This window comes from Paenibacillus sp. Mc5Re-14, assembly GCF_001049835.1.
In the GTDB taxonomy this organism is placed as follows: Bacteria; Bacillota; Bacilli; order Paenibacillales; family Paenibacillaceae; genus Paenibacillus; species Paenibacillus polymyxa_C.
Window position 1 is genome coordinate 4,824,057 of sequence record NZ_CVPD01000001.1, and the last position, 23,551, is coordinate 4,847,607.

General features: G+C 43.9%; 17 protein-coding genes, 1 pseudogene and 1 other annotated feature. Of the genes and pseudogenes, 13 read left to right on the forward strand and 5 right to left on the reverse strand.

Going from position 1 to position 23,551, the window contains the following annotated elements; genetic code table 11:
- The first annotated feature begins 118 nt into the window (after positions 1–118).
- Positions 119–463 (forward strand): winged helix-turn-helix transcriptional regulator, encoded by a 345-nt coding sequence (locus tag BN1546_RS21875; RefSeq protein WP_013371810.1) that lies wholly within the window; start codon positions 119–121, stop codon positions 461–463.
- Between the two features lie 705 nt (positions 464–1,168).
- Entirely contained in the window at positions 1,169–1,936 is a 768-nt protein-coding gene (locus BN1546_RS21885; RefSeq protein WP_025674991.1) for a DODA-type extradiol aromatic ring-opening family dioxygenase, read from the forward strand.
- A 145-nt stretch (positions 1,937–2,081) separates the two neighbouring features.
- Here BN1546_RS21885 and BN1546_RS21890 read toward each other — a convergent pair whose 3' ends face one another.
- The gene (locus BN1546_RS21890; protein ID WP_014599995.1) at positions 2,082–2,798 is read right to left on the reverse strand and encodes a Crp/Fnr family transcriptional regulator; all 717 of its coding nucleotides are present in this window, start codon (positions 2,796–2,798) and stop codon (positions 2,082–2,084) included.
- A gap of 258 nt (positions 2,799–3,056) precedes the next feature.
- On the opposite strand from BN1546_RS21890, the pseudogene adhE reads away from it, so the two are divergent.
- The 8 genes and pseudogenes from adhE to BN1546_RS21935 all read left to right on the forward strand — a co-directional run bounded on the left by adhE (position 3,057) and on the right by BN1546_RS21935 (position 15,876).
- Positions 3,057–5,670: pseudogene (adhE, locus tag BN1546_RS21900) on the forward strand (bifunctional acetaldehyde-CoA/alcohol dehydrogenase).
- A 327-nt stretch (positions 5,671–5,997) separates the two neighbouring features.
- A complete protein-coding gene (gene pflB / locus BN1546_RS21905) occupies positions 5,998–8,259 on the forward strand; it encodes a formate C-acetyltransferase (RefSeq protein WP_040103435.1) in 2,262 nt (753 codons plus the stop codon).
- 65 nt (positions 8,260–8,324) lie between these two features.
- Entirely contained in the window at positions 8,325–9,083 is a 759-nt protein-coding gene (gene pflA / locus BN1546_RS21910) for a pyruvate formate-lyase-activating protein (RefSeq protein WP_090738823.1), read from the forward strand.
- A 217-nt stretch (positions 9,084–9,300) separates the two neighbouring features.
- Complete coding sequence (locus tag BN1546_RS21915) at positions 9,301–11,523, forward strand: copper amine oxidase N-terminal domain-containing protein (protein ID WP_090738824.1); 2,223 nt, start codon at positions 9,301–9,303, stop codon at positions 11,521–11,523.
- A gap of 255 nt (positions 11,524–11,778) precedes the next feature.
- Positions 11,779–12,270, forward strand: a complete 492-nt coding sequence (locus BN1546_RS21920) for a Fur family transcriptional regulator (RefSeq protein WP_090738825.1) — start codon at positions 11,779–11,781, stop codon at positions 12,268–12,270.
- A 1-nt stretch (position 12,271) separates the two neighbouring features.
- Positions 12,272–12,562 (forward strand): membrane protein insertion efficiency factor YidD, encoded by a 291-nt coding sequence (yidD, locus tag BN1546_RS21925; protein ID WP_013371800.1) that lies wholly within the window; start codon positions 12,272–12,274, stop codon positions 12,560–12,562.
- Between the two features lie 37 nt (positions 12,563–12,599).
- Positions 12,600–12,868, forward strand: a binding site (T-box leader).
- Positions 12,869–12,972: 104 nt separating this feature from the next.
- On the forward strand, positions 12,973–14,991 hold the full coding sequence (gene metG, locus BN1546_RS21930; protein ID WP_090738826.1) for a methionine--tRNA ligase: 2,019 nt from the start codon (positions 12,973–12,975) through the stop codon (positions 14,989–14,991).
- 168 nt (positions 14,992–15,159) lie between these two features.
- Positions 15,160–15,876 (forward strand): cytochrome c biogenesis CcdA family protein, encoded by a 717-nt coding sequence (locus tag BN1546_RS21935; protein WP_040103438.1) that lies wholly within the window; start codon positions 15,160–15,162, stop codon positions 15,874–15,876.
- On the opposite strand, the gene splB is transcribed toward BN1546_RS21935, so the two are convergent.
- Positions 15,869–16,933 carry a spore photoproduct lyase gene (splB, locus tag BN1546_RS21940; RefSeq protein ID WP_090738827.1) on the reverse strand — a complete coding sequence of 355 codons (1,065 nt, stop codon included), beginning with the start codon at positions 16,931–16,933 and terminating at the stop codon, positions 15,869–15,871. The genes BN1546_RS21935 and splB overlap by 8 nt on opposite strands.
- A gap of 252 nt (positions 16,934–17,185) precedes the next feature.
- Here splB and mntR point away from each other — a divergent pair, with 252 nt between their 5' ends.
- The 3 genes from mntR to BN1546_RS21955 all read left to right on the forward strand — a co-directional run bounded on the left by mntR (position 17,186) and on the right by BN1546_RS21955 (position 20,579).
- Positions 17,186–17,611: a transcriptional regulator MntR gene (gene mntR, locus BN1546_RS21945; RefSeq protein WP_007430946.1), complete on the forward strand. Its 426-nt coding sequence runs from the start codon at positions 17,186–17,188 to the stop codon at positions 17,609–17,611.
- A gap of 137 nt (positions 17,612–17,748) precedes the next feature.
- Complete coding sequence (locus BN1546_RS21950; RefSeq protein ID WP_090738828.1) at positions 17,749–19,494, forward strand: family 10 glycosylhydrolase; 1,746 nt, start codon at positions 17,749–17,751, stop codon at positions 19,492–19,494.
- A 95-nt stretch (positions 19,495–19,589) separates the two neighbouring features.
- Positions 19,590–20,579 carry a patatin-like phospholipase family protein gene (locus tag BN1546_RS21955; protein WP_090738829.1) on the forward strand — a complete coding sequence of 330 codons (990 nt, stop codon included), beginning with the start codon at positions 19,590–19,592 and terminating at the stop codon, positions 20,577–20,579.
- A gap of 116 nt (positions 20,580–20,695) precedes the next feature.
- Here BN1546_RS21955 and BN1546_RS21960 read toward each other — a convergent pair whose 3' ends face one another.
- The 3 genes from BN1546_RS21960 to BN1546_RS21970 all read right to left on the reverse strand — a co-directional run bounded on the left by BN1546_RS21960 (position 20,696) and on the right by BN1546_RS21970 (position 23,289).
- Entirely contained in the window at positions 20,696–21,016 is a 321-nt protein-coding gene (locus tag BN1546_RS21960; protein ID WP_176702371.1) for a hypothetical protein, read from the reverse strand.
- Positions 21,017–21,023: 7 nt separating this feature from the next.
- Entirely contained in the window at positions 21,024–22,016 is a 993-nt protein-coding gene (locus BN1546_RS21965) for a DUF1385 domain-containing protein (RefSeq protein ID WP_090738831.1), read from the reverse strand.
- 271 nt (positions 22,017–22,287) lie between these two features.
- A complete protein-coding gene (locus BN1546_RS21970; RefSeq protein ID WP_090738832.1) occupies positions 22,288–23,289 on the reverse strand; it encodes an ABC transporter substrate-binding protein in 1,002 nt (333 codons plus the stop codon).
- Positions 23,290–23,551: the final 262 nt, after the last annotated feature.

Consider the following 23,551-nt stretch of genomic DNA (forward strand, 5'->3'; position numbering starts at 1 on the left):
AGTTTTGGTCATGGCAACTTTATCAGCACAGGTATTAAATTTAAGAAAGTGTTTTCTTTCGGGATAAAGTATGCTAAAATGATATATACTAACAAAAGGAAAGCTTTATCAAACCGAAATGCAAAAGAAGGTGAAAAATTTGGAGAGTCAACCGCAATTTACAAAAATGTGTCCGCGTTTTGAAACCGCCTTTTCATGTCTGGGTAAGCGCTGGAATGGATTGATTATTCAATCCATGATGAGCGGTCCCAAGCGGTTTAAGGATATTTCCAATCTGATTCCCACAATGAGTGACAAAATGTTATCAGAGCGGATGAAGGATCTGGAAAATGAAGGGATTCTTACACGCCATGTATATCCGGAGACTCCTGTCCGCATTGAATATGAGCTAACCACCAAAGGTCGTGCACTTCAGCCGGTTATGGAGCAGATTCAATTTTGGGCTGAGGAATGGATTAGATGATCACCAAACTCATTAAGTGTTTCTCATAGCAAAACAGCCTCTTCCTAGGAAAAGGCTGTTTTTTTATTTTGTGGTAGGCAGTACGGCTTAATAGCTTTTAGCGCGCCCTGCTACTGAGAATACTCCGGCTGTTGTACGGCGAGGGACACGGGATTGAATATCCAGTGCGGCTGAACGAAATGTGCCTAAACACGAGTGGCAAAGTCTTCCTGCATAAATGGGAGAACCGCAGGACTCGCAAGGATAATCAAGCTGATTGTATGTGGAGGGAAATTTACCTGATCTTACCCAATCTGTAAGCAAATCCATAGGTGTGCCAGTCACATCACTGAGTTGGCGGGTATGAGTAGAAGGATGCTTCCATAGATAGTTAGAACAGCGGTCAAAGAATATATTTTCTTCTTGAATACAAGTATTACACAGGTTTCTAAGATTTTGACGGAAAACGGAACCGCATTTTGGGCAATTCGAAGTATGTATCTCCATAGAAACCAGTCCTTTGTATCGGGATATAATAATATTTTTAAATTTATTAGTTACATATTACTATGACTTTATACCTATATCAATCTTTATTTAAAGAATTGCTGATCTTTAAGTATATGCTGGCATCTATATTGACATTACTATATTACTTATGTATTATTGCTTACATAAAGTTACTAAGTGAATAAAATAAATTGTTTGCGATAAGGGGATTTTTTAATGGTACCATCTTTATTTTTAGCCCACGGATCACCTATGCTTGCTATTGAACAGACAGACTACACTGCATTTCTAGAGCAGTTGGGGAAAAGCGTTCACCCTAAGGCGATTGTTATCTTTACAGCTCACTGGGAGACGCAAGTGTTAACGATTAGTTCAATGGATGACATATACGATACAATTTATGATTTTGGAGGCTTCCCACCCGAACTGTACGAAGTGAAGTATCCAGCACATGGTTCTGTTGAACTAGCTAATAAGTTGAAAAAGTTATATGAACAAAAGGGCATCGATGTACAAACTGATCGGGTGAGGGGACTGGATCATGGTTCCTGGACATTGTTGCATCGTATGTATCCTGAGGCAGACATTCCGGTAGTTCAGATTTCCGTAAATCCGTACCTCTCGCCCAAAGCACAATTTGCCATTGGTGAGGTGTTGCGTGAGTTGGGAGAACAAGATATTCTGGTCATTGGCAGTGGCGTGACTGTCCATAATCTGCGTATTGTCAAATGGGGAGAAACGAAAACGGAGCCTTGGGCAATTGATTTTGATGACTGGATTATCGAAAAAGTGCAAAGCGGAGATATAGAAGCTTTGGATCACTATGAAAGCGAAGCGCCATTTGCTCGTCAGGCCGTACCTAGAGCAGAACACTTTGTACCGTTGTTTATTGCAATGGGTAGTGGCAATCCTGCAAACAAAGCTAAGGTCATCCATAGAAGCTATGAGATGGGAAATTTAAGTTATCTATGTTTTCAGTTTTAAAGCGTGTAGGGCAGAAGAAGGTCGAGTTATGTGCTTTGTTACTGTCCCGTCCGTTCTCTAAAAAATGGGGAGTGGAATAAAATTAGGGAGTGTTATAAGCTAATAATGGCTTACAGCACTCCCTTTTACATTAAAAAACAATTTATTATATCCGGCAAATCTCACGTGGGCACAATTCACAATGACATACACCTTGCAGCATTTCCAAATCCTTGACAACAATCATACCATTATCGTATTCTACTGCATTTTTCTTACGCAGATCACTGAGCATCCGATTTACGCTTTCCCGGGTAGCACCGATCATATTTGATAAGTCAGTATGAGTAATCTTTTTATGAATCAGGATATAGTCGCCGTGAGGCTCACCATAGGTGTTGCATAGTCGGATGAGTGTGGAACATAGAGCGCCAGGCTTGCCGTACATCATCAAATCGCGGAACTTGGTCTGAGTAATGCGATGATGCGATCCCATCCATTTCATAAAGTCAATCGCAAAATCACAATGCTGGCAAATAAGCAGCTCCAAATCTGTATGATCGATTACGCCAATATCACTGTCCTCCAGAACCTCAGCAGAAAAGGAATGCTTGGTGCCGAAGAAAGGATCAGCTTGACCAACAAGATCGCCGCTTTGATACATATATAGAATAAGTTCCTTACCCTCATCCGTTGTTTTGGTTACCTTTACGCGTCCGCGCTTAATATAAAACAGCTTATCCGCTGTATCTCCTTCCCAGAACAAATGCGAGCTTTCTGGCATGACTCGATCTTTCATCATCACTTGCAACCGGTTGAAGCTGGCCTCCGAGAAGCAACAGGTGTTGCCGCGGGCTTCCATTACATTTGTAGGGTTTCTCATCGTCCATTTCCCCTTTGTATCCTATGTTTTTTATCTGCAACTTGATCAATTCAAATTCATTATATACCTGTGCAATGAGTTTTTGGGGCAAGAAGAGGGGGTAAAAGTGGCAGAATTCCAAACTTTGTGATTAAATTCACGTCATAAAATAAAATTTTAAATAGATTGTGAAAAAAATCACAAAATATCTTGGAAAGCTGTGTTACGATCAGTGCGTAGACAAGAGATAGTACACGAGATAACAGGAGGATGAGGGAAATGGCTGTTAAAAACGAGGTTATTCAAAAAGAGCAAAGCGCAGAGCAGTATATTCAAACGCTGATTGACCGGGCGAACCGGGCACAGCAAGCTTTCATGAGTATGAATCAGGAGCAGATTGACGAAATCGTACAAGCTATGGCACTCGCAGGGATGGATAAGCACATGCACCTAGCGAAGTTGGCTGTTGAAGAAACAGGACGCGGCGTGTACGAGGACAAAATCACCAAAAACATGTTTGCAACAGAATATATCTATCACAGCATCAAAAATGAGAAGACCGTTGGTGTCATTGAAGATAATGATTTCGATAGCTTCCAAAAGATTGCAGAGCCAGTCGGTATCATCATGGGGATTACTCCAGTAACAAACCCGACTTCGACTACGATGTTCAAAGCGTTAATTGCCATTAAAACACGTAACCCAATCATTTTCGGCTTCCATCCATCTGCTCAATCGTGTAGTGCGGAAGCAGCCCGCGTCTTGCTTGAAGCAGCTGTTAAACATGGTGCTCCAGCGGATTGCATCCAATGGATTGAAGCACCTTCGATGGATAAAACAAATGTACTGATGAACCACCCTGATGTGGCATTGATTTTGGCAACTGGTGGATCAGGCATGGTTAAGGCAGCTTATAGCTGTGGTAAACCTGCACTTGGCGTAGGTCCTGGTAACGTACCTTGCTTTATTGAAAAAAACAGCCGATATCAAACAGGCCGTGAACGACCTTATCCTTTCTAAATCTTTTGATAACGGTATGATTTGTGCTTCGGAACAAGCCGTAATTATCGAAGAGCCTATCTTCGAGCAAGTGAAGAAATTGATGATTGCTAATGGTTGCTACTTTGTAAATAAAGAAGAAGCAGCTAAGCTCACTCAAGGGGCTATGAATGTAGAAAAATGTGCAGTGAACCCGGCCATCGTCGGACAGTCTGCTGTAAAAATAGCTGAAATGAGCGGCATTACAGTACCGGCAGGAACAAAAATTTTGGTCGCTGAAATTGAAGGAGTAGGAACCAAATTCCCATTATCTGCGGAAAAATTGAGTCCGGTATTGGCTTGCTACAAAGTGAAAAATGCAGAGCAAGGTATCCAACGTGCTGCTGAAGTTGTAGAGTTCGGCGGTATGGGTCACTCGTCAGCTATCCATTCGCAAGATGAGGACGTTATCGCTCGCTTTGCAAACCGTTTGCAAACAGGTCGTATCATTGTAAATGCACCTTCCACACATGGTGCAATCGGTGATATTTACAACACCAACCTTCCTTCGTTGACACTTGGTTGCGGTTCGTACGGTCGTAACTCGACTTCGTCGAACGTATCTGCAGTTAACTTGATTAATGTGAAAAGGGTGGCGAAACGGACGGTGAATATGCAATGGTTCAAAGTACCTTCCAAAATTTATTTTGAGAAAAATTCGACACAGTATCTTGCTAAAATGCCTGATATCACACGTGTAGCCATTATCACTGACCCTATGATGGTGAAACTCGGATATGTGGACCGCGTCATTCATTATTTGCACCAGCGCCAAACACCAGTTGCGATTGAAGTGTTCTCTGAAGTTGAGCCAGATCCATCGACAGTTACGGTAGAGCGTGGTACTGAAATGATGAGACGTTTCCAACCGGATTGCATCATCGCACTCGGCGGCGGTTCGCCAATGGATGCTGCTAAAGGCATGTGGATGTTCTATGAATATCCGGATACTGATTTCAATAACTTGAAGCAAAAATTCATGGATATTCGTAAACGGATTTACAAGTACCCACGTCTGGGTCAAAAAGCACAATTTGTAGCTATCCCTACAACCTCGGGTACAGGTTCGGAAGTCACATCGTTTGCAGTAATTACAGACAAAAACCTGGGCAACACGAAGTATCCGCTGGCTGACTATGAGTTGACTCCTGATGTGGCAATTATTGACCCTGTGTTTGTATATTCGCTGCCTAAAACAGCTGTAGCCGATACAGGTATGGACGTTCTGACACATGCTATCGAGGCTTACGTGTCTGTAATGGCCAATGATTACACAGATGGTCTGGCAATTAAAGCCATTCAACTGGTATTCCAATACCTGGAGCAATCGGCTCTGATCGGCGACAAGTTGGCTCGCGAAAAAATGCATAATGCTTCTACACTTGCAGGTATGGCGTTTGCTAATGCATTCTTGGGTATTAACCACAGTCTTGCACATAAATGGGGCGGACAATACCATACGGCGCATGGCCGCACGAATGCTATCTTGCTGCCGCACGTTATTCGCTACAATGCGAAAAAACCGACAAAATTTGCTTCGTTCCCTAAATATTCGCACTTTGTTGCGGATGAGCGTTATGCAGAAATCGCGCGCATACTGGGACTGCCTGCACGTACCACTGAAGAAGGGGTTAACAGCTTAATTGACGCGATCCGTAAGTTGAACAAAACGCTCGGTATCGAGGAATCGTTCCAACAACTCGGATTCGATCCAAAAGACTTTGAATCACGTGTAGATTATCTGGCTGACCGCGCTTTTGAGGATCAATGTACAACTGCAAATCCAAAGCTGCCGCTGGTTACTGAATTGGCTGATGTATACCGCAATGCCTTCTACGGACGCTTTGATCAATAATATAATAGTATGAAGAGGCTTGTAACAAAGCATTTTCCTATACAATACCAATGCAGGCTCTCTATATAGAGGGCCTCTTGGTTTGGGAAGGGAGGTGAGCGGCGAAGCTGAAGGTATAGGCGTGAAGCTAGGGAAAATAAAGTGACATAAATCACTCATATTGTGATTTATGTCACATACTACACTCTATCATTATTCTACAATAAGAGTGTAAGAAAGGTCCCGACACTGAGCGTAAGGCATCGGTGAAAAGGCCGGGCTCAAGAAATAGTTTAAACGTGAAAAAAATCACAAGTCCGGAAGACCAAACAATTTGGAGGGATTTACATGTCGGTGATTGAGAGAGAATTACAAGAGCAACAATCTGGCTGGAGAGGTTTTAAAAAAGGAAAATGGACTAGAGAAGTTAACGTCAACGATTTTATTGAAACCAATATCTCACCTTATGTTGGTAATGAAGAATTTTTGGTTGGTCCTACTGCTAACACAACTGCACTGTGGGAAATTGTATCTGATCTTACTAAAAAAGAGTTGGCAAACGGCGGTGTGCTTGATGTAGACGTGAATACGCCATCCACCATTATTTCACATAAACCAGGCTATTTGGACAAGGACAAAGAACAAGTTGTCGGTGTACAAACAGATGCTCCATTCAAACGTTCTTTGCAACCGTTCGGTGGAATTCGGATGATGATCGACGCTTGCAAAGCCTATGGTTTTGAAGTGCCACAAAGCATTGTTGACATTTTTACTCATATTCGTAAAACGCACAACCAAGGTGTATTTGACGCTTATACAGATGAAATGAGAGCAGCTCGTAAAGCTGGTATCATTACTGGTTTGCCAGATGCATACGGTCGTGGTCGTATAATCGGTGACTATCGTCGCGTAGCTCTGTATGGTGCAGACTTCTTGATCCAAGATAAAAAACTTCAATTGAAAAGCCTTGAAGTTGATTCCATGGAAGAAGACGTAATCCGTCTACGTGAAGAAATTTCTGAACAAATTCGTGCCTTGAATGAATTGAAACAAATGGCTGCTGAGCACGGTTTTGATATTTCTAAACCAGCTAACAATGCAAAAGAAGCTTTCCAATGGGTATATTTTGGATATCTCGCAGCGATTAAGGAACAAAATGGTGCAGCAATGTCCTTGGGACGTGTATCTTCATTCCTCGATATCTATACTCAACGTGATCTTGAGGAAGGTACGATGAACGAAGAACAAGCTCAGGAACTGGTCGATCATTTTGTTATGAAACTGCGTATTGTTAAGTTCCTGCGTACACCTGACTACAACGAACTGTTCAGTGGTGACCCAACTTGGGTAACAGAATCCATTGGTGGTATGTCTGTCACTGGAGAAACTCGTGTTACCAAAAACAGCTTCCGCTTCTTGCACACACTGTACAACTTAGGACCTGCTCCAGAGCCTAACTTGACTGTACTGTGGTCAGAAAAACTGCCTGAGGGCTTTAAAAAATATTGTGCAAAAGTTTCTATTGAAACTAGCTCCATTCAATATGAAAATGACGATTTGATGCGTCCAATCTACGGCGATGATTATGGTATTGCTTGTTGTGTATCCGCCATGAGAATCGGTAAACAAATGCAATTCTTTGGTGCTCGTGCCAACTTGGCAAAAGCTCTGCTGTATGCCATTAACGGCGGTAAGGATGAAAAATCCGGCGTTCAAGTAGGACCTGAGTTCCCAGCCATTACAAGCGAAGTGCTGGATTACGAAGAAGTGTTGAGCCGTTTCAAACCTATGATGGAATGGCTGGCAAAACTGTACATGAACACTTTGAATGTTATTCACTATATGCATGATAAATATAGCTACGAACGCATTGAAATGGCGTTGCATGACCGTGATATTCTGCGTACCATGGCTTGTGGTATTGCGGGTCTGTCAGTTGCTACCGACTCCTTGAGCGCCATTAAATATGCAAAAGTTAAACCAATTCGTAACGAAAAAGGAATTGCTGTTGACTTTGAAATCGAAGGCGAATACCCTTGCTACGGTAACAACGATGACCGCGTAGATACTATCGCTGTAGAACTGGTAGAAAGCTTCATGAGCATGATCCGCAAACATAAAGCTTATCGTAATGCGGTTCCTACTCAATCAGTACTGACTATTACTTCCAACGTGGTATATGGTAAGAAAACAGGTACAACACCTGATGGACGTAAAGCAGGCGAACCGTTCGCACCAGGTGCAAACCCGATGCATGGTCGTGATAAAAAAGGTGCTCTGGCATCTCTGAGTTCCGTAGCCAAATTGCCATATGAACACAGCTTAGATGGTATTTCGAATACCTTCTCTATCGTGCCTAAAGCACTGGGTAAAGAAGAAGAAACACGCAAAACAAACCTTGTTTCGATGATGGATGGCTATTTTGGAAGCCACGCACATCATCTGAATGTCAATGTGTTTGCTCGTGAACAACTTTTGGATGCAATGGAGCACCCAGAAAACTATCCACAACTTACGATTCGTGTTTCCGGCTATGCCGTTAACTTTATCAAGCTGACTCGTGAGCAACAATTGGATGTTATTAACCGTACTTTCCACGGTACAATGTAAATAAGTTTTACGTATCAAATAATACACTGACGCACGCATAGCGGATGCGGGAAGGATGATGCAACATGTTGAAAGGTCACATACACTCATTGGAAACCTTCGGGACCGTCGATGGTCCCGGCATCCGCTTCGTGCTCTTTATGCAAGGATGCTTGTTAAAATGTCAATATTGCCATAATCCGGACACTTGGGCCTTGAATGAAGGTAACCCGATGACGTTAGAAGAAGTATTGGCTGAGATTGAGCCATATTTAGCCTATTACCGTTCTTCAGGAGGCGGATTAACCGTATCCGGTGGAGAACCGACATTGCAAGCTCATTTTGTAGCAGCGCTGTTCAAAGAAGTGAAACGTCGCTGGAATTTGCACACGACATTGGACAGTAACGGCTTTAATGATGCAGGTCGTATCCATGATCTGCTGGACGTAACGGATTTGGTACTACTAGATATTAAGCACATCGATAACGACAAGCATATTAAGCTTACAGGCAAGTCTAACGACCGTATGTTAAGTACGGCCCGATGGTTGTCTGAGCAAGGGCGCAAGATGTGGATTAGACACGTATTTGTACCGGGTATTCATGATGACGAGCAAGATCTACTAAATTTGGGACGGTTCATTGGAACGTTGAACGGAGTCGAAAAATTCGAAATTTTACCTTACCATCAAATGGGTGTTTACAAATGGGAAATGCTCGGTAAGGCGTATCCGCTGGAGGGAGTTCCGTCCCCTACAGATGAAGAAGTTCAACGCGCTTATCGACTCATTGAAGAGGGTCGTCTGGAGACTGCAGGAACGAATACTGCCTGTCGTCCATCATAATGTAAATGGATCAGAACTACTTTCAGGTTATGAAGCCGCCGCCACATCAGATCAGATGGACGGCGGTTTTTTGTTGTTGAATTTTTGCATTCACAGGAGAATGTTCCCTTTTTTTCATGATCGTCAAAATTTCCAGAAACTTTTTAGCAACTGTCGCGTCTAATAGTATGACTTTTCACGGGAATGATAATAATTTGGGGATAGAAGGAGACAGACAATGAATTTCAAGAAATGGACCATGCTCACCGCCCTGGCGGTAGCTCAGGTGGCTGCAGTAGCCCCTGTAGGAGCAGAAGCAGCATCAACAACTGTTCAATCCACCGATTCGGTTAGCGCACAGCAGGCTCAGACCAATGTTGCTGATTCCGGCGTTCAGAATAGTATCGGAGATCAAGATGGAACAAGCACACAAAATAATACGGTAACACCTAATAACACAGGTGTATCCAATGATCCATTGACTGGTCTGCCTACAGATACTACTAACGGATCGAACGTAACCAATGATGTATACGGTGGAGACGGAACGATTACCAATCCTGGTGGAGCTCCAACATCCATGAATGCGAATCAACTGATTTTGTATTTGAACAGTGCTAAAATGGAACAAAACGGACAGGTATATACAGCAACTCAGCCGATGACAGTCAAAGACGGAGTTTCCTATGTAGCTATCCGTTCTCTTGTCAGTCGTGTCGGATTGCAGTTTAGCTATGACACTGCCACTAAAGAAACCGTAATCACCCAAGGAACGAATGTTCTACGCTTCAAAACAGACAGCAAGGTTTATACGGTTAATGGTGAAGCTAGACAAATGAAGGGGCCGGCTTTCCAGCAAAAGAACGTATTTATGGTGCCGTTGACCTCGATTACACAGGCCTTAAATATTCCTTATACCGTGAATAATACAACTAAACAAGTTATCATGGATTTGAATCAGAAACCAAAAGCTTCTTTTACGGTTCAACAAAAGGATATCTACGCGGGTGAAACCCAAGTTACGTATTTGACCAAGGAATCTTCTCCTACAGGTCTTCCGATTGTAAATCAACGTTGGGAAGGGAAGCAGGACGTATTTCAGGAGCCGGGTACATATGTAGTTACCTATTCCGTTCTTGACTCTGCTGGGAACTGGAGTGATCCTTACTCAGTAACAATTACAGTAAGACCACCAAACCAGCCGCCAGTGGCTCTGTTTACAACAGATAAAAAAGAGTACAAGATGGGTGAAAAAATCACCATTACCGACCTGAGTACTGACGATGAGAATGCTATCACTAAGCGTGATTGGGAGAACAAGAAACTTGCCTTCTTCCAACCAGGTGATGTAACAATTAAACTGAACGTGACTGATAAGCATGGCGCAACAGGTACCAAAAGTGAAACAATTAAAATTACAAATGAACTGCTGTACAACGAAGATGATTTCAATAAAATTTTCACGCCATATGGCGATAAATACAGTGTAGATGGCAGTCAGGTGCCTGCTATGGCCACTATTCCAGTGACAAGCACTTCTTCACCACGTCTTCTGATTCGTGCTAACAGCCCAGAGCGTGTGTTCCAGGATGGTATCGTGTATCAGGAAACAGGCTCAGGCAGTACGCGTATTCTTGTCCATCATGTCAATGAAACAGGTCGAGATGTGAAGATGTACGTGATTGCGACGAACAACAATCTTGCTCCAACCAACATAAATGTTGAAAATTCCGGTTTTGCTGGACCATCTGAATTTGCCACAGCTGCGGGTAAAGTTTCGATTCAACGGTATTTTCAATCTATGCTGGACGGAAGCAAACGTTCCAGCACGGTTCTGAACCCAGGCGAAAGCCGTGTTATTTTGGAAGATTTGAACGCGCAAAAAATCAAGCAAAAACAAGTTATTTCTTTGTTATCTGATTTGTATACGGATCAACCTATTCAATATACGGTGGTTGTGCTGGATGCAAATGTAGATCCGTTGACTGCGTTGCCTACTCTGGCAAAACTGCCTAAGGACGGTATTCATAACCGTGGAACGTACGCAAATTCGGATATTTCACTCAATTATACCGAAGAGGTTGGTAAAACAGCTCAACGTATCGTTCTTGGTGATAATAAGGTAGACCCGAACCTGATTGGTACCGACGGTCTGGACGGTTCTTCTGCTTCCAATGCCGGTAACTTTGGTGTTGTATATAAGGTTAAGTTGGACCATGTAGCGCCATATTCACTGATTACGTTTAACCCGCGGGGAGGCGAATATTCCGGCTATGCGATGGTTAACAATCAGGTTGTGGGTATACCGACAAATGGTTCTGTATGGGCTCCGAATGAAATGAGTGTACTGTATCGTACAGGTCATATTGAGGAAAGTGTAGAGATGTATTTCACTGCAGCTGCTGGTAGTAATCTGCCAGTTTCCGTAGTAGTTATGCCTTTACCAGCTATTAAAAATTAATTTGAAATAACCGGTGCTGTTTACCGGCTTAGACCACTTGAGTCTCATCATTCACCGTTTTAAAAGTCGATGTCACTTACAGAATATAGGCGTTCTCCCGTTGCGAACTTGGTTGCAGCACTGGAGAACGTCTTTTTCTTATGAGTAGCACGAATATCTCTTATAATATTGACTTTATTCGTGGTATAATGAATAGATGCAAGCCTAAGCCTGCATCAGAAAACCTGAAACTATAGACAGGGGAGGGTGAAACGCATGCTGACAAAGGATGAGATTATCGCAACGATGTCCGCTCAAGGGCTGCGTATTACAGATCAGCGCAAGACGCTGGCCACGTTATTTTCCGAGAATGAAGGGTATCTGTCCCCCAAAGACGTTTATGAATATATGGGTAAGAAGTACAGCGGACTTAGCTTTGATACAGTTTATCGCAATCTGCGTGTAATGCAGGAATTGGGTGTACTGGAGCAGGTATCTTTTGAGGATGGAATGAAGTTCAAGGTGAGCTGTAATGAACATCATCACCACCACCATATGATTTGCTTGAATTGTCAGAAAACATTGCCGATTTCTTTTTGTCCAATGCAAATGACAGACCCGACAGATCAATTCCAAATCGTTGAGCATAAGTTTGAAATTTTTGGTTATTGCAAAGACTGCCAGCAGAAGAATGGGCATACTGAAAGTAATTCGGATGGGGGTTTCAGACAGACGAGCAGTCACACTCACAGCCACGGAGGCTACTGAAATGAAAATCACCACACGTAGAGTGGTACAGGCTCCGATTCAGTTTTATCGTGCATACATTTCACCATTAAAACCTGCTACCTGCAGGTTCTATCCGACGTGTTCGGCGTACGCGCTGGAGGCGGTAGAAGTGCATGGTGCACTCAAAGGCTCATGGCTGGCTGCAAAGCGTATAGCTAAATGCCATCCATTTCATCCCGGCGGCGTAGATTTGGTCCCTCCTGCAAAAAAAGGGGTAGATAAGTCTGACAAAGATCGTTTGGCTACCCATACCGAGAAGGGTCTGACTTGACAGCGCCGTGCCGATTTGGTTATATTTTGGTTAATATTGTTTTCCTGTGAAGGGATGAGTAAGGTAAGTCGTCCAGTACAGAGAGCCGGAGTTAGCTGAAAACCGGTCTGGAGTGAAGCCTGAATATGGTCCTGGAGGAACCTTTTTCGAGCGTATTTGCCATAGTGAAGCTGTGTTCAAGAGGCAATTGTAAGGAGGAGGCGTGATCCAGCGTTAATGGGCGGTCGATGTGACCGGTGAAGCCTGTATTCTGCGAAGGTACAGGGAATTTGGGTGGTAACGCGTGAGGTGACTCTCGTCCCATAGGGACGGGGGTCTTTTTTGTGCCAATTTGTGTCTAATTCATGAATTGGAGTACCTATCATGGTAGCAAATCTTTTGCAGCCGTGAACAAAACAGGAGGAACATACATGTCTAGTGAGAACACATTTTACATTACAACACCGATCTATTATCCCAGTGACAAGCTACATATAGGTCATGCCTACACGACGGTAGCGGGTGATGCGATGGCTCGCTATAAGAGGCTACGGGGCTATGAGGTTCGTTATTTGACAGGAACGGATGAGCATGGTCAGAAGATTGAACAAAAGGCAAGTGCAGCTGGGAAAACGCCGCAACGTTTCGTAGATGACATTGTGGCAGGTATCCAAGACCTGTGGCGGAAGCTCGACATTTCCAATGACGATTTTATCCGTACTACGGAGGAACGTCATAAGGCTGTCGTACAGGAAATCTTTGATCGTTTATTAAAACAAGGCGATATTTACAAGGGAGAATACGAAGGTTGGTACAGCATTCCTGACGAGACTTACTACACAGAAACTCAGCTCGTTGACGTAGTGAAGGACGCTGAAGGCAATGTCACTGGAGGTAAGAGCCCAGATAGTGGACACCCTGTAGAACTGGTCAAGGAAGAGAGCTACTTTTTCCGCATGAGCAAGTATGCTGATCGGTTGCTACAATTTTATGAAGAGAACCCGCAGTTTATCCAACCGGAATCCCGGAAAAAAGAAATGATTAACAACTTCATCAAGCCGGGGCTAGAGGATCTGGCTGTTTCCCGTACAACGTTTGATTGGGGAGTTAAGGTTAAGGGGGACCCGAAGCATGTCGTATACGTGTGGATTGACGCACTTTCCAACTACATCACAGCCTTGGGGTATGGCTCTTCTAATACTGAGCTGTACGATAAATTTTGGCCAGCAAATGTGCATATCGTAGGTAAAGAGATTGTACGGTTCCACACGATATATTGGCCAATCATGCTGATGGCACTGGATCTTCCGTTGCCTAAAAAAGTATTTGCACATGGTTGGTTGCTCATGAAAGATGGTAAAATGTCGAAATCTAAAGGCAATGTGGTAGACCCGGTAACGTTGATTGACCGTTATGGTCTGGATCAACTTCGGTACTACTTGCTGCGCGAGGTGCCATTTGGAGCGGATGGAACATTCACACCTGAAAGTTTTGTAGAACGTGTAAATTCAGATTTGGCCAATGATCTGGGCAACTTGTTGAATCGTACTGTAGCGATGGTAGACAAATATTTTGACGGCAAAGTTCCCGCTTATGAAGCCAATGTTACCTCATTCGACGTAGCTTTGGTAGATATGGCAACATCGACTTATAGTAAAGTTGAAGAAGCTATGGAAAATATGGAATTTTCCGTGGCTTTAACGGCGATTAGCCAATTTATTAGCCGCAGCAACAAGTATATTGACGAGACTCAACCATGGAATCTGGCTAAGGATGAGGCAAAACGTAGCGAATTGGCATCTGTTATGGTGCATTTGGTAGAAAGCTTGCGTATTGCTTCCATTTTACTTCAGCCTTTCTTGACACGTGCGCCTCACCAAATTTGGGAACAACTCGGTATTCGTCAAGGAGAGCTGACTACATGGGATAGCGGTAAGCAATTTGGGCGTATTCCAGAAGGAACGCAGTTGGTTAAAGGGAATCCGATCTTCCCTCGTCTGGACTCTGAGCAAGAGGTTGCTTTTATTGTAGAAGCAATGACTGGAGGTAAGAAACCGGAGGAAGCTGCGACACAAGCTCAACCGCTGAATGCATCTGAGTCGAGTCAGGAAGCACCAGAGGCGAAAGAAGAGATTGGCATTGAGGATTTTGCCAAGGTAGAGCTGCGCGTTGCTCAGGTTGTCGCCTGTGAGCCTGTGAAGAAGGCTGATAAACTGTTAAAGCTACAGCTCGATCTCGGCTATGAGCAGCGGCAGGTGGTGTCGGGAATTGCGAAATTTTATACCCCTGAAGATATCATTGGGCGTAAGGTGATCTGTGTGACCAATCTTAAGCCAGTAAAACTTCGGGGTGAGCTGTCGCAGGGTATGATTTTGGCAGCATCACATGGGGATCAGCTTACATTGGCCACTGTACCGGAAGGTATGCCGAATGGTGCGATTATAAAATAAGAGGCTAAGTAAAATAAAAGAACGTAAAAAGCGTATGCTTGGGTGTTATTCTCCCAGGCATACGCTTTTTGGCTTGCATCATATTTTTCTCTGTCTATACGTATGTTTTAGTAGGCAGGGCTTGTATCTGCTCTGCGTGTTCACTAAGACAGGTGGGAGGAAATAATGATGTCAGATGTCAACGCCGGGTTGGCCATCGTTGCCGGACTGGTTTCTTTTTTTTCACCGTGCTGCTTGCCACTATATCCATCATATTTATCGTATATAACAGGAATGTCGGCACGTGAACTGGCTGAAGGACGGCACAAGGCAGAAATTCGCTATCGTACCATGGGGCACACACTTGCTTTTGTATTAGGCTTTTCGGTTGTTTTCTATTCACTGGGGGCAAGTGTCGGGTTACTTGGAGAATGGTTTGCCAATTATGGGGATACGCTAAGAATCGTAGCAGGGCTGCTTATTATACTCATGGGTCTGGTATCTCTTGGTTTCGTCCGTCCATTGTTTCTAATGAGAGAGCATAAGCTGCGCTGGACATGGAAGCCTGCCGGATACGCCGGTTCCTTTGTAATCGGAATTGGGTTCGCGGCAGGCTGGTCCCCCTGTATCGGTCCTATGCTAACAGCTATTATCGCTTTGGCAGCGGTAGAGCATCACATGTGGTTCAAGTTGATTACTGGCTACGCGCTTGGTTTTGCGATTCCGTTTTTTATATTGGCTTTGCTGGCAGGCTCTGTTAAGTTATCGTCCCGTTATACTTCCATACTTCTCCAAATAGGTGGCATGTTACTTGTGATCACCGGCGTTTTGTTGGTAACGGATCATATGACAGATGTAACGCTTTTTTTACAACGGATTACCCCGGATTGGATGCTAGTTATGTGAAATATTCAATACGACTTAAAGGAAAATGTTCAAAAATGCGTTCAGTAATAAATTCCCGCAGTGCATTTTGCTGTTCATCAGGATAAACATATTTATTCTGTCCCCAGCGGCCCCATTTTTTCTTGCGTTTCTCTATGTCCATTTCCAGTTTGGTTTTCGGGTAACGCTTCTCGATAACCGCTTTGGATGTTTTGGTAAAGCGATGTTGTATTAATTCGAATGTCAGATCCTTTGTAGCATGCTGGGGCAAGGTTTCTCCCAATCTACGCAGCAGCTCTCCGTAACCTGCTTCCCAGCCGTCATACCAAATGATGGGTGCAATGATGAATCCCAGCGGATAACCGGCCCGTGCGATTTTGCCCGCTGCTTCAATACGTTCCTCGAAGCGCGAAGTTGCAGGTTCAAACTGTTTAATAACATAATCGGAATTAATGCTAAAGCGGATGCGAGTATGACCATTATGTTTAATATCCAGCAATGGATCCACATGATGATATTTAGTAACAAAACGAAGTCGGCCAAATTCCTCATCTGCCATGAAACGAATCAAGTCTTCAAGCGATCCGGTGATATGCTCCAAACCAACCGGATCAGAGGTACAAGCTGCTTCAAAACGAGTAATTTCAGGCACTCGCTCCTCAATATAGCCTTTAGCTGCTGATATGATATCGTCAGTGTTGACATAGATGCGAATATACGGTTTCGCTCCCAAGGTTGTTTGTAAATAACAGTAGTGACAGTGCCCCATGCAGCCGGTCGAAATAGGGATGGCATATTCGGCAGAGGGTTTGGATTGGTCAAAAGTTAATGTTTTACGGATTCCGACAACCAGTGTCTTTTTTGCCATTCGGTACTTTTCAACTTCAGTTTCACCTGGTAAATTGGTAATTCGGTTGTGAGAGGTCGTCATACGATACGGAATATCCTTAGCTTTGACCCAATCCATAATACGCTGGCCTTTGGGATAATTTAGTGCGTCTGGCTCAAAAAACACCAGATCAGGCATGAATGGCTTGGTTCCTCTGGTTTGGACAGGAGTACGCTCAAGCGTAGACATGGCTAACGCTCCTTTCGAAATAAATCCTCTGTGCTCTGGTGTCCAACTCTAAAGTATCTCCGCAGAAAGCAACGAGACAGGGGCGACAACCTTAGTGTACCCTGCTTAAATTGAACAAATCGTGGCAATAGATGTGAGTGGAGGGACGAGACTTGCCAATGAGCGATGATAACATGTATCATTACATAGTAGGTTTAATGCAGGAAATGAAGGCGGTAAGCGCCCGTTCAATAACAGAAAAGAGGGAAACAAGTGCCAACGCCAAGCATGGAAGATTATTTGGAGCGCATTTACCAACTGATCGATGAGAAGGGATATGCTCGTGTCTCGGATATCGCAGAAGGTTTGGAAGTGCATCCTTCGTCCGTCACCAAGATGATTCAGAAGTTGGATAAGGACGATTATCTTGTATATGAGAAGTATCGGGGACTGATTTTGACACCAAAAGGGAAAAAGGTTGGCAAACGGTTGGTTGACCGCCACCAGCTACTAGAGCAATTTCTGGATATGATTGGGGTTGACAAGGACCTGATATATAAAGATGTGGAAGGTATTGAACACCATTTGAGCTGGGATTCCATCACCCGTATCGAGACATTGGTTGAATATTTCCGCCGGGATGAAGATCGCTTGCGCCAGCTTCATGACATACACAAGGAATTAAGTGGAGATTCCTAAAAGCATCTGTCCTTACGGACGATGCTTTTTTTATTTGTCCTGACCGCAACAAATATCCGGTTAATAGCGTCTATCCATTATATAGCAGGACAAGATAGGGGTTAAAATTAACAGGGGTAGCGGAGGATTATAAAGATATGAATCGGAAGAAAATAGGGCTCATGGTTGCGGGTCTACTCTTAGCAGTACAGACTGCCATCGTGCCTGGAGTTCAAGCGGCACCAACTGGTGAGATTGAGATTATATTGGACGGACAGTCCCTGCAAAGTGATGCATCACCGTACATTGTACAGGGAGCGAATGTCACGATGGTTCCTTTGCGAGTGATTAGTGAGGGATTAGGCGCTCAGGTTAACTGGTCGGCATCGTCTGGTACGGTAACGATTACAGCACAGAACAAAAATATATCTATGGATAATGGTGCACAAAGCGCTACTGTGAATGGTAAGTCGGTTCGCTTGGACGCATCTGCGCGTATGTCAAGTGGGAGAGTCATGGTACCGTTGCGTTTTGTTGGGGAAGAGTTGGGCTTAAAGGTAGACTGGCAAGCCTCAGAACGGGTCATTACGTTAAGCAGTGGTAAAGAAGGTGCCTCTACTAGTGGGAACACTTCTGCTGTGGGAAGCAGTAGCTCATCATCAGATACATCAGCGTCTGGCAATCAGGAAAGTGTAAGCACGGATCAGGGAGTTAAAGATGATGGACAGGACGTAGCCAACTCATCTTCCACATCTACTAATGAGGACAGCTCAGGTTCCTCCCAGGGAAATGTGGCTCAGGTAAAGGCTACAACCTCTATGCGAGGAGCATGGATTTCCACCATTAATGGAGATTGGCCTTCTTCGGCTGCCCGAAGCAGCTCCGAGAAGCAAAAGCAAGAGTTTACAAAAATGCTCGATGATCTGCAGGGCATGGGAATTAATGCAGTATTCGTTCAGGTTCGTGCCAGCGGTGATGCGCTCTATCCGTCTGATCTTGTGCCATGGAGCAAGTATTTAACAAATACCCAGGGTAAAAATCCAGGCTATGATCCGTTGAAATTTATGATTAGCGAATCACACAAGCGGGGGATGGAATTTCATGCCTGGTTTAATCCGTTCCGTGCGAATTCTACAGGAACAACTAGCGGTTTGGCAGCAAACCATGTAGCTAATCAGCACCCGGATTGGATTGTTAAGAATGGTAGCCAGTTGTACATCAATCCTGGAATTCCTGCTGCACGTCAGCATGTCATTGCTGCGATTATGGAAGTCGTAAACGGATACGATATTGACGGTGTCCATTTGGACGACTATTTTTATCCTTACAGCGGGACTTTTGATGATGATGCGACCTTCAAAGCATATAACGCCAACAAAATCTCTAACAAAGGTGACTGGCGGAGAGATAATGTGAATAGTTTTGTTCGCGATTTGGGCAAAAGCATTCATGCCAGCAAGTCGAAAGTTCAATTCGGGATTAGTCCTTTTGGGGTGTGGCGCAACAAGTCTCAGGATATAACGGGTTCAGACACCAAGGCAGGCGTTACTGCATATGACACGACATTTGCGGATGTAAGAACCTGGATTAACAAAGAATGGATTGATTATGTAGCTCCACAAATTTACTGGAGTATCGGTTTCCCAGCGGCTGGATATGACAAGCTCGTCGCATGGTGGTCCAATGAGGTCAAAAATTCAGATGTTAAGCTGTATATCGGTCATTCACCTTATAAAATCGGCACCCCTGAAAAAGGGTGGCAATCAGCTCAAGAGTTAATTAAGCAGCTTGAACTGAACGAGAATTATAAACAGGTTAAAGGGGATATTTATTTTAGTGCACAGCATTTGCGCAAAAATCCATACGGACTCATTCAACTTCTTCAAAATTATTATAAATTATGATATAAATTGGATCATTTAGGTTCTATATGGACCTTTGTTCTCATAGATAAGCAGTAGAACTGCTTACTCCCAAGAGAACGGAGGTTTTTTGATCTATGCTGATCAATGCTGTGTTCCAGGGTGGAGGGGTTAAGGGAATATCGCTGGCGGGTGCAGTTAAGGCTGCCGAGGATCATGATATTGTATTCAATCGTTTGGCAGGTACATCATCAGGTGCTATTGTAGCTGCTTTATTGGCTGCGGGATATACGGCGGATGAAATGAAAGCCGTAATTGAGAAAACCCCCTTGGTCAAGTTGTTACGACGTTCTCCAGTATTCAACATTAAGTGGGTTGGGCCAGCAGCACGTATCTTTCTTAAAAAAGGGCTCTACTCAGGGGAGGCACTGGAGCATTGGGTACGCGAGCTGTTACGAGCTAAAGGAGTGCGTACGTTCGCGGATCTACCTCCTGGCAAGCTGCGCATTATTGCATCAGACATTACGAATGGACGCATTTTGGTGCTTCCTGAAGACATCAAACGTTTTGGTATAAACCCCTCTTCGCTGGAGGTAGCCAAGGCCATTCGGATGAGCACCAGTATCCCTTATTTTTTTGATCCTGTTATGTTAAGACTTGATTCTGCACTTGCCAAGGGAAAAACCTTTTCCCAGCAATTTGTATTTGTAGTTGACGGGGCCTTGCTCAGTAATTTGCCTTTGTGGCTTTTTGATGAGCCTGTAAATGAACGTGAGGCCAAAACGATTCCAACGGTAGGTTTTCAAATGGTGGGCAAAACAGGGACGGAGACGAAGGTTTCTTATATACGGGGCCCACTGACGATGCTACAAGCTATTTTTGATACAATGCTATCGGCACATGATGAACGGTATATTGAGCAGGAGAATCGATATCGGACCATTAAAATTCCAACTTTGGGTATCCGAACAGCACAATTCAGCATTTCACCCGAACAAAGTGATTTGTTATACGCTTCAGGTATGCAGGCAGGAGAAGCTTTTTTCCACAAATGGAGCATCACTTCTTACCAGCAGCAGTATAGTAAGTATCAATTGATGAAAGATACCATGTATGCCATGAAGTAGATACCATTTACTGGAGGTTAGAGTTGAGTTTAAAGAAAGAAAAAAGGAGCCTATTCCCGGTCATTTCAAAACACGGGTGATGGCTCCTTTGTGCTACATTTTAAAGGAAATGATTATTAATGGTACTTTGGCTGTTCCTCTTCATTTTTACCCTTGGACCCTTCAATCACATGAAAAGGATATGTTTTGCGTTTGTTTGTAGTCTGCTGCTTACGTGCACTGGCTGTTTTGGTCATCGTGCGCACAGAGGGCTTAATTTTGGGAGTTCGCTTGCGTTGTCCAGGCTGGTATTTGTACAGCAGAAATATAACTGCAAAAATAAAAACAGGGATTAGTAAACTAATGAGAAAGCCCCAGCTACCTTTCCATAGCATATCTATAATTCCATATGCGCCCAAAGCAAGGGTAAGCCAGAAAATAACGGCATGTCTGTACATCATTCACTCATCCTTTCACAGGATCAAGGACCGGACTGTTGAGGGTCTCCTTTACAGGTACATTTTCCAACTCAGCATCCAATTCAAGCATACGCTTAAATGAGGCAATCGATACCTCCACTTGATCATCGGTCGGTTCTTTGGTGGTAAGCAACTGCAGCCATAGGCCGGGGTAACCTAGATAACGAAGCACTGGAATTTCCCGAAGTGCATTGGTCAGCTTGAGGAATTCAAAAGAAAGCCCCAATACGATCGGAAGCAGTAAAAGACGTTGCCCCATGCGCTCCCACAGATTATCGTAGGTAAACAGGGAATAGACAAGTACCCCGATAATCACGGTGAGCATAATAAAGCTGCTGCCGCAGCGGTAATGCAGTCGACTATATTTTTGTACGTTGGCTGGAGTTAGTTCTTCCCCTGCTTCAAATGCAGTAATCACTTTATGCTCCGCGCCGTGATATTGAAACAATCGCTTGATTAACGGAGTCTGGGAAATACCCCATAAATAAGCCAGCAGCAAAATCAGCTTAATAGCTCCTTCAGCGAGATTATGCAAAATCTGGTTGTGAAACAAACCGCCAAACAGGAAAGTCTCCACAACAACTGGAACGAGGGTTAATACAATTTTGCCAAAGAGGAAGGACAATATACCGACCGCAGCCACGCCGATCATCATGCTCAGGCTCCAACGGGATTCCTCTTTTTTCTTTTGTTCAGCGCGTTCTTCTGGATCTACTTCATCATCAGCATACGCATCGGCTGAATAGTTCAAATGCTTGGTACCCTTGGCACTGGAGTCGATGATGCTGACAATCCCCCGCAATAACGGAATTCTGCGGAATTTGGACACCCAGGATTGCTCCTTGCGTGGTACTTCCAAATATGTGATTTCGCCAGATTTGCGGCGAACTGCCGTGACATTGACACGCTTGCCGCCGAACATGACACCTTCAATGACTGCCTGACCGCCGTAGCTCACAGGCTTGGATGCTTGTGACAACCGTCTCACCTCTCTTAATACATGCTTTTTTGTATATTGTATCGAATTTGGAAGGGAATATCTAGTTAGACGAAAATGGGATGTGGTGACCTGCTAATTTTATCATTTGAAAAGGCTAATTAGTCATAACGGAGAAGATGGAAATCCTTGTAGTGTGTGGGGGAGACTCATACCATAGGTTTAAAAAAGCATTTATGAGAGCGGTCAAACTGCCCACATAAATGCTTATTATCGTCAGTTATAAATCCAGACGGAATCGTCAACATGAAATTTATTGCGTGATTGCCCCTACTACTCCATCAACCAGTCCCTTTGACGAGACCGGACCGCCAAACGTCCATGTTGTACTGGCCAACGGATAAGTACGTTTTTCTTTGACGAATTTCAAACCGTTCCAAACAGAATTATTTTTCATAGATGAGCCGAAAACATTATCGTCCGGCTGCACAATATAGATAAAGTTACTGTCCTGAACAGCTGACAGAGCTTCAATGCCTACAGTTGAAAAGCCATATGATTCAACCTTGCTCGGTTTCCAATCGTTGACCAAACCGATCTTCGCCAATGTTCCCACGACGACTGAATTATCTGAAAACATACGCAGGCTGGCTGCATTTTGCGAAGTGAAAGCCTGTGTCAGTATAAAATGAAAATCCGACTTGTCTGCAGCGGCGAGCTTTTGTTTGGCTTCGGCATAATGCTGATCCAGATCGGCAAGCACCTGCTTAGCTTTATCCTCTTTTCCAAGAGCGACTGCGATACTATTAAAAATCTCTACCATCTTATCATAGTCGTAGCCGTTACCATCGTTCAGATTATATTCAATCGTCGGTGCGATAGCCTTGAGTTGCTCATAGATTGTTTCATTCCCATCAAAGTTGGAGATGATGAGATCCGGCTTTAATGCAGCAATCGCCTCCAAATTAGGCTCGTTGCGTGTACCGACATCGACCACGTTACTGTCCAGAGCTGCCTCTGGAGTCACATACACCTTATAGTTGGCATTGTCCGCATTACCAACCGGCTGCACGCCCAATGCAATCAAATCCTCCGTGAATGTCCATTCCAGTACTACGACACGCTGAGCGGGCTTGTCAAGCGTGAGCTCACCACGGTTATGCTTTACTGTCACAGGACCGGTCGCTGCTTTAGTAGGTTTGCTACCCGACGTAGCTGTCTGGCCTTTATTCGCTGCATTGTCAGTTGCTCCACAACCTGCCAGTGTGAGCATAAAAGTCAGTAACAATAAGAATCCGATAAATCCCTTTTTCATAGATTGCGTTCTCCTGTATAAACGTATTATAAAATGATAATGATTATCATTTTCATCATTATATTATGAAACAGGATTGAATTTTTGTCAACGAAAAGAATACAAAATCCATTCAATTTCATTGTTAAAATACCCCCCACTGGAGCATACTACCTCTCAAAATGGATAGGCACGAATCTGGTGGAAGTACACATGCTTTTCCTTATAACAATGAGTCTTTACCATGAGAAAATTTATGCATTTTGAAAGGAGATCCAACCAC